The sequence below is a fragment of the Streptomyces sp. NPDC002623 genome (assembly GCF_053592635.1).
In genome coordinates this window covers 186913-203432 of record NZ_JBSFWB010000005.1, presented here as the reverse complement: position 1 = coordinate 203432, position 16520 = coordinate 186913, and the positions used below count along the sequence as shown (strand labels likewise).

The following is a 16520-nucleotide window of genomic DNA, read 5'->3' as shown; positions in this document are numbered from 1 at the left end:
GAGATGTCCGGCAACACGATCACCCATGACGACCGGCCGGTCGTCGTCCTCGAGTTCGGGAACGAGATCCCGGCACGGAGCTTCGACCGGATCCTTCCGCCGGAGCTGCACGCGCACCGCCTCAGGATCGATCCGCTGAGCTACCCCGGACTCGCCGAGACGGTCCCCGACCTGGCGGCCCAGGCGCGGCACTGGGCGGCCGGGATCGGCACCGCCACGCGGCCCCGGGCCGTGCTCGCCTACTGCACGGCCGCCGAGCTGGCGGCGCTGCTGGTCGACGCGCTGCCCGGGCCCGGCATACCGCTCCTCGTCCTGGACCCCGTGGTTCCCGGCCCGGGCACACCTCAGGAGCTGCTGCTGGATCTCGCCCTGGGCATGGACGACACGCTGGAGCCCTCCGAGGTGCCCGACCTCAGCGGCCTCCCGGCGTCCGACGCCCTGCACCGGGCGAGTTCCTTCCTCCGCTCCCTCGTCACCCGGGCCGCACCCGACCTGGAGGAGGACATCGCGGACGAGCTGACGGCGGGGCAGCGGGCCTGGCTCGGCTTCACGCTGTCCGCCGCGGCCGACCGCAGCGCCCCGCCGAAGCTGGGCCATGTCGTGCTCAGCGAGGACTCCGAGTGGCCGGACGCCGACGCGCGGTCGGTGCACCGCACCGGACTGACCATGACGGACCTGTTCGGGACGTCGGCGGCGACGCCGCTGGTGACCGAACTCCTCTCGGCCCCCGTGGCGGCCGGAGGCCCTGGAGGGAAGGAAGAACCGTGCAGTCGCACTTCGTAGAGCGAGACGCGACCGAGGCCGTCGTCGCGGCCCAGTGGTCGCGGGTGCTGGGCCGGCCGCCCGCGAGCCTGGACGCCGACTTCTTCGGCTCCGGCGGCACCTCCCTGCTCGCCGCGAAGCTGGTCTCCGCGCTGCGGGCCGCCCTCGGAGCCCGCGTTCCCCTGAAGACCCTGTTCGAGGCGCCGACGTTCGGCGGTCTCAGCGCTCGGATCAGGAACGACACCCCCGGGTCCGGCGGACGGCTGCTGACCCTCAACTCGTCCGGCGCCGGTGCACCGCTCCTCCTGGTGCCGGCCGCGAGCGGCGGCGTCATCGGCCTCCACCGCTTCGGAGGCGATCCGATCGACCGTCCCGTGCTCGGGCTGCAGGCCCGCGGCCTCGATCCGGCGGAGGGCGAGCCCTGCAGGACGCTTCCGGAGATCGTCGACGATTTCATCGGCGTCCTGGAGAAGGCGGACGCGCCGCGCAGCCTGCACCTGGCCGGATACTGCGTGGGCGGCATCCTCGCCTACGAACTGGCCGGCGGGCTCCGGTCGCGGGGATGGGACGTGCGCTCCGTCATCCTGCTCAACACCTCGCTGTACTGCCCGCCGTTGGAGGTGAGCGACGCCGCCCGGGAGAAGCTGGTGTCCGTCGCCGAAGAGGCGGGCATCTCGATACCGCAGGGCCAGGAGGCGGACGCCGCGACGGTGTTCCACGCGGTGACCTCGCAGGGGCCGGACCCGATCGAGACCGACTTCGCCGAGTTCGAGGCAGGGTTGCAGGTCTTCGGGTCCGTCGGGGCGGCGGTGTCGAGCTATGTGCCCGAGCCGGTCGACTTTCCGGTGCGGCTGTTCTCGACGGACGACCGGGACAACCCCTCGGACGTCGAGGGCACCCTTCACCCGGTGACCGACTGGCCGGACCTCGGGCTCGGTGACTACAAGCAGCACTGGGTGCCCGTGGACCATTTCGAGATGATCGTGCACGAGCCGACGCTGAGGGCCGTCGAAGACGCCATGAAAGACATCGACGACGGCCGAAGACATCAGAGCGAAGTCTGACCGGACTCGAGGAGACGCTTCGCCATTTCCGAGAGAAGCGATTCCCGCGACGAATGCAGGAAAAAGTGATCCCCCGGCAGGACCACGGCGTCCAAATCTCCCTCGACCAACTCGGACCAGCGCTGGAGATGGTCCATCGAAACGGCCGGGTCGCCCGCTCCGCCGAATACCGTCACCGGTGTGCCCGGAGGCTTGCACGGCAGAAAGGAATAGCGTGAAAGCATTGCGTAGTCCGCCCGTACCGCAGGCAGCAGCATCCGCATGAAGTCGATGCTGCTGAGAATCTCCTCCGGCGTTCCGTTCATGCTTCGGAGTTCCTCGATCAGTTCACCCTCGGGAAGCGTGTGCAGGTCCCGTCGGCCGTCGTGCACGGCCGGCAGCGCGCGGCATCCCGAGAGGAACACATGCACCGGTTCGATGTCGTGCTCCTCCCGCAGGACCCGGGCCGCCTCCCAGCAGACGATCGCCCCGAGACTGTGTCCGAACAGGGCGAACGGCTCTTTGGAGTACTCCAGCAACTCCGGGACGACGGCATCCAGAGTGCCCTGCAGGGTGTCGACCGGATCCTCGAACAACCGGTCCTCGCGGCCCGGCGGCTGAATGGCGTGGACATCGATCTCGGGGGGCAGCAGCTCGGCCCACCCGCGAAATGTGGAAGCGCCGCCGCCGGCATAAGGGAAGCAGAACAGCCGTAGGCCCCCGGGTGGATTCGTGCGCGACAGTCGATGGATCCAGGGTCGCGTGGGCGGGTTACCGTGCATGTGCGTCCTCTTCCGTTTTCCGGTTCTGCTCATCGGCCCGAACAGCGTGCCACAGAGCAGCCTCCGGGGCGAGTAAATGAAGTGGATATCGAGTACGTCCATCGTCTATCGTGCACGTCACATCGAGCGCCATTGTGACCTGTTGGCGCCTGAGTTAATCTCGCTGCCGGTCGACATGGGACACGAACACCGAGCGATAGACCATCGAACGACATTGATTTTCTGCCCTCTTGATATAGAGCGCAGCCGTTGGGGGATCGAGTGCGGTACGGGGTGACGAACGTCGAGGGGGTCGAGACCTCCCGAAAATACCGGCTGGAGTGTGTGCGGTGCGACTGGCGCGGTCCTTCCTCGCTGCTCTTCCGGTGTCCGGTCTGCGCCGGCGCCATCGAGACGAGAACCGACCTCGACAGTGCCGAGATCGGTAAGGGGGACCAGCCGGAGGAGGCGTACGCGGACCTCCTGCCCATCGAGTCCGTGGACCATCTGGTCCAGGGAATCTCCCGGGTCACCCCCTGCCGTCCGGCACCGGAACTGGGCAGGGCGGTGGGCGTCCCCCGTCTGTGGGTCAAGGACGAGTCGCAACAGCCCACCGGCAGCACCAAGGACAGGCTCGCGGCCGTCGTCCTCGCGGTCCTGCGGCAGTACGGCGTCAAGGAGTTCGTCACCTCCAGCACCGGCAACACCGCCGTCGCGCTGGCCCGCGCGGTCCGCAGGGACGGAGCGATCCAGGCCCACTTCTTCTGCGGGCGCGACTTCGCCGGGCGCCACGACGTCCGGACGGACGAGCGCGTCACGGTCACCGTGGTCGACGGCAGCTTCGCGGAGGCGACGGAGGCCGCCCGCTCGCACGCCGACCGCCACGGACTCTTCTGGGAGGGCGGCTTCTTCAACTGGGCCCGCAGGGAGGGCCTGAAACTGGCCTACCTGGAGGCGTTCGACGCCATGGAGGCCGAGCCCGACGTCGTGGTGCAGGCCATCAGCAGCGGCATGGGCATCATGGCCGCTCACAAGGGAGCCGTGGAGTACCTGCACCTGGGCCGGCTTGCGCGGATCCCCCGATTCCTCATGGTGCAGCAGGACACCTGCGCGCCGATGGCCCGGGCCTGGCGTGAGAACCGGGCCGAACTCACCGACGAGGACGTGATCGCCCACCCCGACGGCCTGGCCCGCGCCATCCTCCTCGGCGACGGCCGCGCCAGCTATCCGTACATGCGGGACATCGCCACGGCCAGTGGCGGCGCCATCGTGGACGTCACCCAGGAGGAACTGGTCGAGGCGAGACGCCTGCTGTCCGACCTGGAGGGGCTGGACGTCTGCCATGCCTCGGCCGCCACGGTCGCCGCCGTACGCAACGAGGCGGCGGCGCACCGGATCGGCCCGGACGAGGTCGTGCTGGTGAACCTGACAGGCAGACAGCGACCGGCCTGAGGCGCGGTCGACCGCCGCGGCGGGAGCGCCCGGTCCACCACCGCGAAGACAGCAGGCCGCAGGGGGCTGCGGCAGCACCCACGGACGCCGCACGACGGAGGGAACAGCGATGAGCGACACGAGCGACAGAGATCTCGACGAGCCGTCCGCGCCGGAAGGCATCGCGATCATCGGGATGTCCGGACGCTTCCCGGGCGCCCGGGACCTGTCCGAGTTCTGGGCGAACCTGCGCGACGGCGTCGAGTCGGTCGTGGAGTTCCGCGACGACGAGCTCCAGGCGGCCGGAGTGGACCCCGAAGTGTTCCGGCAACCGCACTACGTGAAGGCCGGCCCCTCCTTCGAGGGCCTCGACCTCTTCGACGCGGAGTTCTTCGGCTACACCTCCCGGGAAGCCAAGATCATGGACCCGCAGCACCGGCTGTTCCTCGAGACCGCCTGGGCGGCGCTGGAGCACGCGGGCCACGACCCGGCCCGGTACGCGGGCACGGTGGGGGTCTTCGGAGGCGCGAGCAGCAGTGCCTACCTCGCGAACGTCGTCAGCAACATGGACGCCGGGGAGGAGATCCGCGGGGAGAACGTCGGCCTGGGCAATGAACTGGCCTTCCTGACCACCCGGGTCTCCTACAAACTCGACCTCAAGGGGCCGAGCTACCCCGTCCAGACGGCCTGTTCCAGCTCGTTGGTCGCCCTGCACGCCGCCTGCCAGAGCCTCCTCGACTACGAGTGCGACATGGCGCTGTCCGGCGGAGTCTCCTACAAGGTCCAGGAGAAGGCCGGCTACTCCTACCAGGAGGGCGCGTTCCTCTCCCCGGACGGTCATGTCCGGCCCTTCGACGCCGCCGCCCGCGGCACGGTCTTCGCCAACGGCGTCGGCGTGGTGGCGCTGAAGCGACTGGCGGACGCCGTCGCCGACTCGGACACCGTCCACGCGGTGATCAGGGGCACGGCGGTCAACAACGACGGTGCGGTCAAGGCGAGTTTCTCCGCGCCGAGCGTCGTCGGTCAGGCCACGGTGATCGCCGAGGCCCTGGCGACGGCCGGGCTGGAGCCGGGGGACATCGACTACGTGGAGGCGCACGGCAGCGGCACCCTGATCGGCGACTCGATCGAGGTCCAGGCCCTGTCACGGGCCTTCACCGGCGCGGCGGGCACCTGGCGCATCGGCTCGGTGAAGTCCAACGTGGGGCACCTGGACGCGGCGGCCGGGATGGCCGGACTGCTGAAGACCGTGCTGGCCCTGCGGAACGAGGAACTGCCGCCGTCCCTCAACCACGTGGAGGGCAACGGCGACATCGACTTCACGGACGGGCCGTTCCGCGTGCACACCGAGCTGAGCGCTTGGCCGCGGTCGGCGCGGGTGCGCCGCGCCGGCGTGAGCGCGTTCGGCTTCGGCGGCACGAACGCGCACGTGGTGCTGGAGGAGGCCCCGTCCACGCCCGAACTCTCCGCGAGCCCGCGGGAGTCCGAGCTCCTGGTGGTGTCGGCACGCTCCGAACAGGCCCTGGACCAGGCGTCGGACCGACTGGCGGCCTTCCTGCGCCGGGAGCGGCCCGCGCTGGCCGACGCGGCCTTCACCCTGGCCCGGGGCCGGCGCGCCTTCCCCTACCGGCGCACCGTGTGCGGATCGGACGTCGAGGCGGTGGCCGCCGCGCTGGAGAGCCGGGACCCCGCACATGTGACGAGCGGGCATGCCGAGCAGGGCGCGTCGCACGTCGCGTTCCTGTTCAGCGGCCAGGGGTCCCAGTACCCGGGCATGGGGCGCGGGCTCTACGCGTCGGAGCCGGTCTTCCGGTCGGCCGTGGACACCTGCGCGGAGCTCCTGGAGCCCCTCCTGGACAAGGACGTGCGCGACATCCTGTTCCCGGCGGACGCCGCCGACGCCGCGCTGCTGGGACAGACCCGATGGGCCCAGCCGGCGCTGTTCGTCGTCGAGTACGCCCTGGTCACGCTCTGGCAGGCCTGGGGAGTGGAGCCCTCGCACCTGCTCGGGCACAGCCTGGGCGAGTGGGTCGCGGCATGCGTCTCGGGTGTCTTCCGCCTCGAGGACGCGCTGCGACTGGTGGCGCTGCGCGGCGAGCTGATGCAGAGCTGCGGGGCCGGGGCGATGCTCGGCGTGGTGGCGGAGCGGGACGCGGTGGAGGCGGCGCTGCCCGACGGCGTCTGCCTGGCGGCGCACAACGGCCTCCGCGACTGTGTGGTGTCGGGACCCGTCGACGCGGTCGAGAAGTTCGCCGTGACGGCCGATGAGCGCGGGTGGGCGACCCGGCCGCTGGAGGTGTCCCACGCGTTCCACTCGGAACTCATGGAGCCGGTCGTCGACGAGTTCGTCGCGGCGGTGGGGAAGGTGGACCGCGGGTCGCCGGGCATCCCCTTCGTCTCCAATGTGACGGGTGACTGGATCACACCGGAGCAGGCACGGGACCCGGAGTACTGGGGACGCCAGATACGTCGGTGCGTGGAGTTCGCCGCCGGTGTGCGCCGGCTGGCGGAGAGCGGCACTCCGGTGCTCCTGGAGGTCGGCCCCGGCCAGACCCTCGCGGGACTGGCCCGGCGGACGCTTCTCGAGGCGGACACCGGGGGAGTGACGGTCACGGCCTCGCTGCCGCACCGCCGTGACCCCCGCGGCGCCGGTGAGACCATGCGCCGCACCCTGGGCCAGCTGTGGCTCCACGGGGTGACGCCGGACTGGACCGGCTACTACGGTCAGGACGAGCGGCGCCGCATCCCGCTGCCCACGTATCCCTTCGAGCGCAAGCGCTACTGGCTCGAACCCGTGGCCCCCCGGACACCCCGCGCACCCGGGCCCCACCCCCTGCTCGACCAGGTGCTGCTCCGGTCCGCGGGACAGTCCGTCTTCCACACTGAGCTCTCCCTCGAACGCCACTGGGTGCTCGCCGAACACCGCATGCTCGGCGAGGCGATCGTCCCCGGGACCACCTACCTCGAGATGTGCCGGGCCGCCGCCACGGCCCATCTGGGCCGTCCCGTCACCGAGATCAAGGACGTCGACTTCCTGGTGCCGCTGCTGGTGCAGGAGCAGCAGCCCCGCACCGTGCACACCACCGTCAGGGAACTCGGCGACGACCTCGTGGAGTTCACGGTGGCCGGCCACGACCCGGCACGCGACGTGTGGACCGTCCACGTCCAGGGCACGGCCGGCGTCGCTCCCCTCTCCCCGCCGCCGCCCCAGGACCCGGCCGCCCTGCGCGCCCGCTGCGATCTGGAGACCGTGGACCTCGGCGTGGCCCAGGCCGAGCACAAGGTGATGGAGTTCGGCCGCCGCTGGACGGAGAGCCTGCGCACCATGCACGTCGGCGTCCGGGCCGCGCTCGGCATCCTCGACATGCCCGAGCGGTACCGCGCCGAGTGCGAGGACCACGTCCTGCACCCGGCGCTGCTCGACCTCGCGACGGGGTTCAGCGGCTTCGCCGTCCACGAGTCCCGGGAGGACGTACGGGAATACCGGGGCAGCCGCGCCTTCTTCCTGCCGGTCGGCTACGACTGTCTCCGCATCCACGCGCCGCTGCCGCCCGAGGGGTTCAGCCTCATCACCCCCCACCCGGAGGCCAGGGCCGGCGTCGAGGTGCGCAAGGTCGACGTCACGATCTGCGACGCCTTCGGGAACACCGCGGTCGAGATCCTCGGCTTCACCGTCAAGCGCGTCCCCGACCCCCGGCACACGGTCGCCCGGATCCGTCCGCACACCCGTCACCACACCCTGCGCTGGGTACCCGCCCCGGCCGTCGCGGAGCAGCGCGAGGCGCCGGGAGCCGTGCTGCTCGTCACCGAAGGCGGCGTCCTCTCCCGGGACCTCGGCGGCTCGCTGCACTCCCGCGGGGTACGGGTGATCACGGCCGAGCTCGCCGAGGAGTGGAGCACGCCCGGCGACGACCACTACCGCGTGCCCCCCACCACCGAGGGGTACGAGCGGCTGCTCGACGCCCTGGGCGACGAGGTGCCCGGTGAGGCGGTGGTGGTCGCGGCCCCCGCCGCCGACGCCCAGCACAGGGTCGGGGAGCTCGACCGCCGACTGCGCAGTGGCGTCGAATCCCTCTTCCACCTCGTGCGGGCCCTGGCGGCACGGGACGCCGTCCCCGGCCGGCTGACCGTGATCGCCCCCTGTGTGGCGCGGGTGACGGGCGACGAGCCGGCCACCGCCCCCGTGCACGCGACGCTGTTCGGCCTGGCCAAGGTCATCGGCCAGGAGAACGAGGGGACGGAGGTGCTCTGCCTCGACGTCGAGGAGGACACCGATCCGGCCGCACTGTGCGCCGAACTCCTCGGCCCCTGGTCGCCGACCATGGTCGCGCTCCGGCAAGGCCGGCGCCATGTCACCGAACTGGCGCCCGTGCACCTGCGTGAACAGTCACGCCAGGAGGACGAGCGCCCCGACGGGGTCTACCTCATCACCGGCGGCCTGGGCGGCCTCGGGCTGGCCGTGGCCCGGCATCTGAGCCTCACCGTGCCGGGCGTCCGGCTGGCACTCGTCAGCCGCAGCACCCCGGGTCCGCGCGAGGGCTGGGACGCGACGGCCACCGAAGACCCGCGCCGCCGGCGGCAGATCACCGCCCTGCGGGAACTGGAGGCCCAGGGCGCCGATGTGCGCTGCTACCGGGGCGACGCGGCCAGTGAGACGGACATGGCGGACGTCGTCCGCGCCGTCCGCTCCGGTCTCGGCCGCATCGACTGCGTCATCCACGCGGCGGGCGTCGCGGGCGACGGCTTCCTCTTCCACAAGGACGCCGAGACGTTCCGCAGCACACTCGCCCCCAAGGTGTTCGGCGCGACCGTGCTGGACCTCGTCACGGCGGACGACCCGCCGCGGCTGATGATCGCCTTCGGCTCCACCACCTCGGTGTTCGGGGTGGCCGGTCAGGGCGACTACACCGCGGCCAACGACTACCTCCGACACTTCGCCGACCATCGCACCGCCCTGGGGCGCAAGACGGTCACCATCGACTGGACCGACTGGCTGGACACCGGCATGGCCTTCGACCACGGTGTCCAGCGGGACCAGGGGTTCTTCCGGTCGATCAGCGTGGAGGACGGACTCGGCAGCTTCGACGAGATCCTCGTCGCGCCCAGATCGCCCGTGGTCGTCGGTGAGATCAACCACCGCATGCTGGGCGCCGTGGACCCCGACCGCCTGGCCGCACAACTGCGCAGAGCCCCGCTGGTCCTGGAGGAGTCGGTCCGCCGGCGGGTCGCGGCGGCCGGCGGGGAACCCCGCCGGGGATCACCGGCGCAGGCGTCGACCGGGCCCGGAGCCGACGAAGTCGTCACGCTCTTCGGCCGGGACGACGGCGGATACAGCGAGACCGAACACCGGCTCGCCCGGATCTGGGCCAGAGAACTCGGCCTGGACCGACTGAACATCCATGAGAGCTCCTTCTCGCTGGGCGGAGACTCCCTCATCGCCCTGCGGATAGCGCAGAGCATCCAGAAGACCATGGGCGTCCGGGTGTCGATGGTCGACCTGTTCCGGTATGTCACGGTCGCCGATCTGGCGGCCCATCTCGACAGCAGGAAATCCCGCGGCTGAAACGGCAGTTCCGTTCGGCTGCCCCCTACCAACCATCTGAGGCGATATCACCATGAACATCCGTACAGTGGGTGTGATCGGCGCGGGCACCATAGGCCGTGGCGTGGCCCAGTCCCTGGCCCAGTCCGCGTTCGACGTGTTGCTGATCGACGTGTCCGAGGAGCAACTGGCCTCCGCCGAGGCGCAGATCGAGAGCGACCTGCTGCTGCAGGGCATGTTCCGCACGGAGCGCCTGAAGGACGACCCGGCCACCATCCTCGGACGCATCACCACCGGCACCGACCTGTCGGCCCTGAGCGCCGCGGACTTCGTCGTGGAGAACGTCACCGAGAACTGGGACATCAAGCGTGACGTGTACGAGCGGATCGACAAGATCTGCCGCCCGGACGTGATCTTCGGCGTCAACACCTCCGCCGTGCCCATCACCCGCGTCGGCTCGGTCACCGAACGTCCCGAGCGCATTCTCGGGCTGCACTTCATGAACCCCGTCCCGCTGATGGACACGGTCGAGGTGGTCCAGGGCCACTTCACCTCGGAGCCGACCATGGACACCGCGCTGGGGCTGCTGCGGGACCTCGGCAAGGAGGGCATCGTCGTCCAGGACGCGCCGGGCTTCGTCACCAATCGCGTACTGATGCTGACGATCAACGAGGCGATCTTCTGTGTCCAGGACCAGGTCGCCACGGCCGACCAGGTCGACCGGATGTTCAAGGGGTGCTTCGGCCACAAGATGGGGCCGCTGGAGACCGGCGACCTCATCGGCCTGGACACGATCCTGAACTCCATCACCGTCATGTACGAGAGCTTCCGGGACAGCAAGTACCGCCCCGCGCCGCTGCTCCTGAAGATGGTCGACGCCGGGCTGCTGGGCCGCAAGACCGGCCGCGGCTTCTACAGCTACTGAAAACCCCACCCCACATCGGAGGTAGTAACCATGCAGGACGACGTGCGCACCCGGGTCAGGGAGTTCCTCACACCGCAGCTCAACGGCCGGGCCCTGGACGACAGCGACGACATCTTCGCGCTGGGATACGTCAACTCGCTCTTCGCCATGCAACTGGCGCTCTTCGTGGAGCAGGAGTTCTCGATCAAGCTCACCCCCGACGACATGGAATTCGACAACTTCCGCACGGTGGACGGACTCGTCCGTCTCGTGACGTCGAAGACCGTGCCGGCGGCGTGACCTTGCGGACGCCCGCGCGGCGATCGGGAGCGGCCGCGCGGGGCGTCCGTCCAGTGACGGGCGAGACAGAAAGGCGTACGACATGACGACGCGGACCGAGGGCGCCGTGCCGGGCCCCGGCGCGGACGGCACGGCCGTCGTCCCTCTGCTGCTGCGGCTGCGGGCCTCGAACGTCCGGGTGTGGACGTCCGGCGGCCGGCTGCACCACGAGACGTCGTCCGGCGAACTCGACGAGGCGCTGCGGGTGCTGCTGGAGGAGCGGTCGGCGGACCTGGTGGCCTATCTCGAAGCCGTGGACGGCGTCGAGTCCTCCACCCACTACGTCACGATGCGCGACGGGGTCCGGATCGCCGTGGACGTGTTCCGTCCCAAGCGGGACGGCCGGCTGGTCGAGGAGCCGCTGCCGGCCCTGTGGTGCCACGACCGCTACCACCGCTCGGACCTGGTGGACGGGCTGACCTGGACCAAGCTCGACAGCCGCCCCTGGCTGCGGCGGATCCTCGACGACGGCTATGTGATCGCTGCCGCGGACGCCCGTGGCACGGGCGCCTCCGGCGGCGTGCGCGGCACGGAGTTCGGCGCCGAGGAGACCCGGGACGCCTACGAGATCACGGAGTGGCTCGCCGCGCAGGGCTGGTGCGACGGAAACATCGGCATGTACGGGGAGTCCTATCTCGGCATCACCCAGTTCCTCGCCGCCGGCGCCGCCCCGCCCGGTCTGAAGGCGATCTTCCCGCAGGTGGCTCTCTTCGACCTCTACTCGTTCCTCCGTCCCGGAGGCGCGTTCCGGCACGACTTCATCCGGAACTGGGGGGCGATGGTGCGACGGCTGGACACGGAGACCGAGGCCGCGCCCGTGCGGGACGACCGCTCGTCGGCTCGCGCCGCGGTCGAGGAACACCGGGCCAACACCGACGTCATCGCGAGGGCCGCCGCCCTGCCCTGCCGGGACAGCAGGGACGACGGTGACGACGGGCTGCCGTACGCGCAGCAGAGCCCCTCCGGCCGGGTCGGGGCGATCGCCGACGCGGGCGTGCCCGTCTACCAGCTCACCGGCTGGCACGACATGTGGGTGCGCGACGCGTTCCTGTGGCACGCCAACCTCACCGGACCGCGCAAGCTGCTCGTGGGCGACTGGTCGCACAACGGCAGGGACGGCGCCGACCTGGCGGCCGAGCACCTGCGCTGGTTCGACCACTGGCTCAAGGGCGTCGACACCGGGGTCATGGACGAGCCCGCCATCCGCTACCGCCGGCGCAACGCACCCCGTGGCCAGGAGTGGGGCACCGCGGACCGGTGGCCGCCCCCCGGGGTCCGCACGACGCGGATGTACTTCGGCGCGGGGCCGGCCGCGCCCGCGTACTCCGTCAACGACGGCTCCCTGGTGGCCGAGGCGCCCTCGCGGCTCGGCGGCATCGACGACTTCGTCGTCGACTTCACGGCCACCTCCGGTACGGCGACCCGCTGGACCGACGGCTACGGCGGACCGTTCGGCTACGAGCCGATGACGGGCAACGACCTGTCGGCCCTCACCTACACGACAGCGCCCCTGGAGCGGGAACTGGAGGTGACCGGGCACCCGGTCGCCGAACTGTGGGTGACGTCGACGCACCCGGACGGCGACTTCTTCGTCTACCTGGAGGACGTCGACGGCCAAGGGGTCTCCCACTACGTGACCGAGGGCGTGATCCGCGCCTCCCACCGGGCGCTGGGCGCCGCTCCGTACGACAACCTCGCGCTGCCGTACCACCCGTGCTCGCAGCGGACCCGGTCGCCGTTGCCCGAGGAGCCGGTGGCGCTGACCTTCGATCTGCATCCCATCAGCCATGTGTTCGCCCCGGGGCACCGGCTCCGGATCGCCGTCACCTGCTGCGACAGGGACAACGCCGAGACCCCGGTGCACTACCCGCCACCCGTCGTCCAGATACACCGGAGAGGCGCGCAGGCCTCCTTCGTCGACCTCCCTGTTCTCCCAGCCGCCCAGGAGCGAGCGACATGACAGACACCACCCGACGGGACACCGCGACGACGGACGCCGCGACGACAGGCGCCGGCACCGAGGAGTTCCGGACCCGGGTCGAGCTGCACACCCCGGTGGCCGGCGAACTCGCCTCCGAGATCGAGCGTCGTCTCCTCTTCGTGTCGTCGGAGATCACGGGATACGAACTGGACACGGCCGACGGCGAGGTGCGAGGGGTGATCCTGCGCACCGCCACCCCGCTCGGCGCGGAGGAGCTCGCCGACAAGGTGAACCGGGTCGTCGACAGCGACGTCCGCCAGCAGCGCACGACGCGGGTCAAGTCGGTGTGGACGTCCCCGCACGAGCGTGTGGTCGAGGAGGGGACGTTCGAACTGCTCGCCCTGGCGGGCGCGGTGACCGAGGCGGGCGAAGGACAGGTCGCCGTCGGCGAACCTCTGCTCTCGCTGCTCGCGTACTTCGACCGGGCGGTGAAGCAGATCCTGGGGCAGGACTTCGCCCCGCGGGAGTACCGCTACCCCACGCTGATCAGCACCGACGCCCTCGCGACGGCCGGCTACTTCGCCTCGTTCCCCCAGCATCTGATGTTCGTGACCCGGCTGCACAACGACATCGACGTGTACCAGGGGTTCCAGAAGTCCTACGCCGACACGGGGCTCGACTCCACCGTCCTCGCCGCCTGCCGCAACGTGGACTACTGCCTCCCGCCGACCATGTGCTACCACACGTTCCACCAGTATCGCGGACGGACGCTGGACACGGACGGGGTGCACGTCGTCACGGCCAGGGGCAAGTCCTTCCGGTTCGAGGCGGCGTACGCCACGACGATGGAACGGCTCTGGGACTTCACCATCCGGGAGATCGTCTTCATGGGTTCGCGTGAGGACGTGCTGGCCTCGCGCGAGCTGTTCATGCGGAAGATCTTCGCCTTCATGGAGGAGCTCGGCCTGAGCGGCTTCTGCGAGGTGGGCAACGACCCGTTCTTCGGCGGCGGCGACACCTCCGCGCGGATCTGGTCGCAGCGGCTGCTGGAGCTCAAGTACGAACTCCGCCTCACCGTCGCGCCCGGACGGACCATCGCCGTGGGCTCCTTCAACTTCCACGACGACCTGTTCGGCCAGAGCTTCGGCATCGACCACGGCACGGAAGGCGCCGTGCGCAGCGGGTGCGTGGGATTCGGACTGGAGCGGCTCGTCTACGCCTTCCTGTGCCAGTACGGCCTCGACTCCGACGGCTGGCCCGCCGCCGTACGCGAGGGAGCCGGCGCCCTGGGCGGGGCGGCCTGACGCGAATACACGGTGCATTCGGAGAACGTGCTCCGAGTTGCACCAAAACCCTGGCGGGAACTCATTCATGTCTCCTTCGCGTGGTTGCGCGCGCAGGAGCCGGTGCTCGAATTCCTCTCTTCTCTATCGGGAGTCGATGTGTCCAACGGCGTGCGGCAGGATGAAAAATGTCTGCGATGTCCCAGTTGTGAGCGTGATATGACCCGGATGCGACCGGCCGGGCTGCGCGTGTGCATAAGCTGTTTCGATGAATTCAAGCGGAATCTGACTTCTTTTCCGCGACTCTATCGCCAGTGCGAGGAAATGCTGACGGTGTCGCCCCAGAAGGGCGAGAAGGTATCCCGTCAGCTGGGTCGTGGAATTTCACTCAATTCCAGTGCCGTGGACGCCCGTGATCTGCTCCGGGCGCGTCTGCTGGCCTGGTCCGACCTGGTCGCCGCGGAGCAGTCCTGCGCAGCCCCCGATCGGTCGGTCGACGCGATGGCGGCCTTTCTTCACCGCCATGCCCATTGGCTCTGTGCACATGCCGCAGCCGGCGACATCGTCGATGAGATCGCCGAGACGACCGCCAAGGCGAAACGGGCCGCCTATCCCCACCGGACCCGTAAGTTCAGGGTCGGCCGGTGTGTCGAGCCGCAGTGCGACGGCTCCCTGGTCGCCGTGATCCAGCCCCATGAGCAGCTCCTGCCGAGCGAGGTGCGCTGCGACATCGACCCCGGGCACTCCTGGCCCGCACACCGCTGGCGTGAACTGGACCGGCGAGTGGGCCGGCAGAACGCCACGGGCGGCGACCGGTGGCTCACCGTCGTGGAGGTCTCCAAGCTCTGGGGCCTGTCCACCAGCAACGTCTACCGGCTCGCGTCGGTCAACAGCTGGCGCCGGCGCGCGAACGGCCGCCGGGTCTACTACTACGAGGCCGATGTGCTCCAGTCGGTGGGATGACGCCGTGCGCCACGGTGACACCGTGCCCGACGGGGGCCGTGTGCAGGCTGGTTGACCCTTGACTTCCGGTCTGGCGACTAAGAGTATGAAAACCAGACTGCACAGGTGTATGTGCAGGTCGCCCCCCGAGCCGGCCTTCGAGCCCGGCGGGAGCGCGATCCCGGCGGCCACGCCGAATCCCCGTGAGGCTCCACCCGACAGCGTTCCGGCGCCCGGCGACTCATCTCACTCCTTCTCGCCTCACTCCTTCTCACCCTCCCACGGGCGTCCTTGCGACCGATGACGCCCGGCTCGCGCGCGTTCACCGCGGCGCGGCAGCCAACTCCTCCGCTCGTGACACAAGGTGGTGCTTGTTTGTGATCGTCCAGTTGTCTCCGGAACAGCGGGCGGCCTGGAGCCAGTTCAAGGTGTTCGCCGAGAAGGAGATCCTTCCGCACGCCGCCGCGTTCGACGCCGACCAACGCATCTCCACGGACGTGGTGCGCGCGCTGGCCCAGGAAGGCTGCCTCGCGGCCACCGTGTCGGCGGCCGGCGGTGGCGGCGGCATGGACTGGGTGACCTACGGACTGCTGAGCGAGGAACTCGGCCGCGCCTGCCAGAACATCCGCAACTTCGTCGCCGTCGAGGACATGGTGGCGCAGGCCGTCGACCGCTGGGGCACCGCCGAACAGCGTGACCGCTGGATCGGCCCGATCCGCCGTGGCGAGACGCTCGCGGCCTTCGCCCTCACCGAACCCGGCATCGGCTCCGACGCGGCCTCCATCGAGATGGCGGCCGAGCCGGTCGCCACCCCGGACGGCGACGACGGGTTCCTACTGCGCGGAAGCAAGAAGTGGATCAGCTTCGGCCAGATCGCCGACCTGTTCCTGGTCTTCGCCAAGCTGGACGGCAAGCACACCGGTTTCCTGGTCGAGCGGGACACCCCCGGCCTCACCGTCAACCCCCTCAACGGCCTGCTGGGACTGCGGGGTTCCATGCTCGGCGAGCTCGTCTTCGACGACTGCCGGGTCCCCGCCCGGGCGCTCGTGGGCCGGCCCGGCATGGGGCTGACCTTCATCGCCTCCTCCTCCCTCGACCTGGGCCGCTACAGCACCGCGTGGGGATCGGTGGGACTGGCCCGGGCGTGCATGGAGGCCTCGGTCCGCCATGCCGACGCACGCCACCAGTACGGCAGCCCGATCAGCGACCACCAGCTGGTCCGACGGATGCTCGCCGACATGGTCACCGACATCACCGCGGCCAGGCTGCTGTGCCACCAGGCCGGAGTGAGCAAGGACCAGGGCGAGGCGGACGCGGTCAACCTCACCCTCATGGCCAAGTACCGGGCCTCGCTGCTGGCCAACCAGGCGGCCGCCGACGCCGTGCAGATCCACGGAGCCCAGGGCATCGGCACGCCCGGCCAGGTGGAACGGCACTTCAGGGACGCGAAGGTCATGGAGATCATCGAGGGCACCACCCAGATCCAGCAGTCCATGCTCGGCCAGTACGCCAGGCAGGTCGTCGGCCGCGGCTGACCACCGACCGCAACGTCGTCCAGGCCGCAGATCCGGCCACCGCAGACAACACCTCGA

General features: G+C 70.2%; 11 protein-coding genes. 10 read left to right on the top strand and 1 reads right to left on the bottom strand.

Going from position 1 to position 16520, the window contains the following annotated elements; all coding sequences use genetic code 11:
• The first annotated feature begins 3 nt into the window (after nucleotides 1-3).
• Together ACWD4O_RS11270 and ACWD4O_RS11265 are read left to right on the top strand one after the other, a co-directional pair.
• Complete coding sequence (locus ACWD4O_RS11270) at nucleotides 4-783, top strand: hypothetical protein (protein ID WP_451279527.1); 780 nt, start codon at nucleotides 4-6, stop codon at nucleotides 781-783.
• Nucleotides 765-1826 (top strand): phosphopantetheine-binding protein, encoded by a 1062-nt coding sequence (locus ACWD4O_RS11265; RefSeq protein WP_451279526.1) that lies wholly within the window; start codon nucleotides 765-767, stop codon nucleotides 1824-1826. Before ACWD4O_RS11270 ends, ACWD4O_RS11265 begins: the two co-directional genes overlap by 19 nt.
• Here ACWD4O_RS11265 and ACWD4O_RS11260 read toward each other — a convergent pair.
• On the bottom strand, nucleotides 1811-2689 hold the full coding sequence (locus ACWD4O_RS11260) for a thioesterase II family protein (protein ID WP_451279525.1): 879 nt from the start codon (nucleotides 2687-2689) through the stop codon (nucleotides 1811-1813). The two genes, ACWD4O_RS11265 and ACWD4O_RS11260, sit on opposite strands and share 16 nt — an antisense overlap.
• A gap of 171 nt (nucleotides 2690-2860) precedes the next feature.
• Between ACWD4O_RS11260 and ACWD4O_RS11255 the strand changes: the two genes are divergently transcribed.
• The 8 genes from ACWD4O_RS11255 to ACWD4O_RS11220 all read left to right on the top strand — a co-directional run bounded on the left by ACWD4O_RS11255 (nucleotide 2861) and on the right by ACWD4O_RS11220 (nucleotide 16463).
• Nucleotides 2861-4018, top strand: coding sequence for a threonine synthase (locus ACWD4O_RS11255; protein WP_451279524.1), 1158 nt, complete (start codon nucleotides 2861-2863; stop codon nucleotides 4016-4018).
• 109 nt (nucleotides 4019-4127) lie between these two features.
• A complete protein-coding gene (locus ACWD4O_RS11250) occupies nucleotides 4128-9560 on the top strand; it encodes an SDR family NAD(P)-dependent oxidoreductase (protein WP_451279523.1) in 5433 nt (1810 codons plus the stop codon).
• 52 nt (nucleotides 9561-9612) lie between these two features.
• Nucleotides 9613-10464 (top strand): 3-hydroxyacyl-CoA dehydrogenase family protein, encoded by an 852-nt coding sequence (locus tag ACWD4O_RS11245; protein ID WP_451279522.1) that lies wholly within the window; start codon nucleotides 9613-9615, stop codon nucleotides 10462-10464.
• Between the two features lie 30 nt (nucleotides 10465-10494).
• The gene (locus ACWD4O_RS11240) at nucleotides 10495-10743 is read left to right on the top strand and encodes an acyl carrier protein (RefSeq protein ID WP_351912862.1); all 249 of its coding nucleotides are present in this window, start codon (nucleotides 10495-10497) and stop codon (nucleotides 10741-10743) included.
• Nucleotides 10744-10825: 82 nt separating this feature from the next.
• Nucleotides 10826-12742 carry a CocE/NonD family hydrolase gene (locus ACWD4O_RS11235; RefSeq protein ID WP_451279521.1) on the top strand — a complete coding sequence of 639 codons (1917 nt, stop codon included), beginning with the start codon at nucleotides 10826-10828 and terminating at the stop codon, nucleotides 12740-12742.
• On the top strand, nucleotides 12739-14007 hold the full coding sequence (locus ACWD4O_RS11230; protein WP_451279520.1) for a hypothetical protein: 1269 nt from the start codon (nucleotides 12739-12741) through the stop codon (nucleotides 14005-14007). Before ACWD4O_RS11235 ends, ACWD4O_RS11230 begins: the two co-directional genes overlap by 4 nt.
• Nucleotides 14008-14388: 381 nt before the next feature.
• Nucleotides 14389-14949 carry a hypothetical protein gene (locus tag ACWD4O_RS11225; RefSeq protein ID WP_451279519.1) on the top strand — a complete coding sequence of 187 codons (561 nt, stop codon included), beginning with the start codon at nucleotides 14389-14391 and terminating at the stop codon, nucleotides 14947-14949.
• A gap of 356 nt (nucleotides 14950-15305) precedes the next feature.
• On the top strand, nucleotides 15306-16463 hold the full coding sequence (locus ACWD4O_RS11220; protein WP_451279518.1) for an acyl-CoA dehydrogenase family protein: 1158 nt from the start codon (nucleotides 15306-15308) through the stop codon (nucleotides 16461-16463).
• Nucleotides 16464-16520 lie beyond the last annotated feature (57 nt).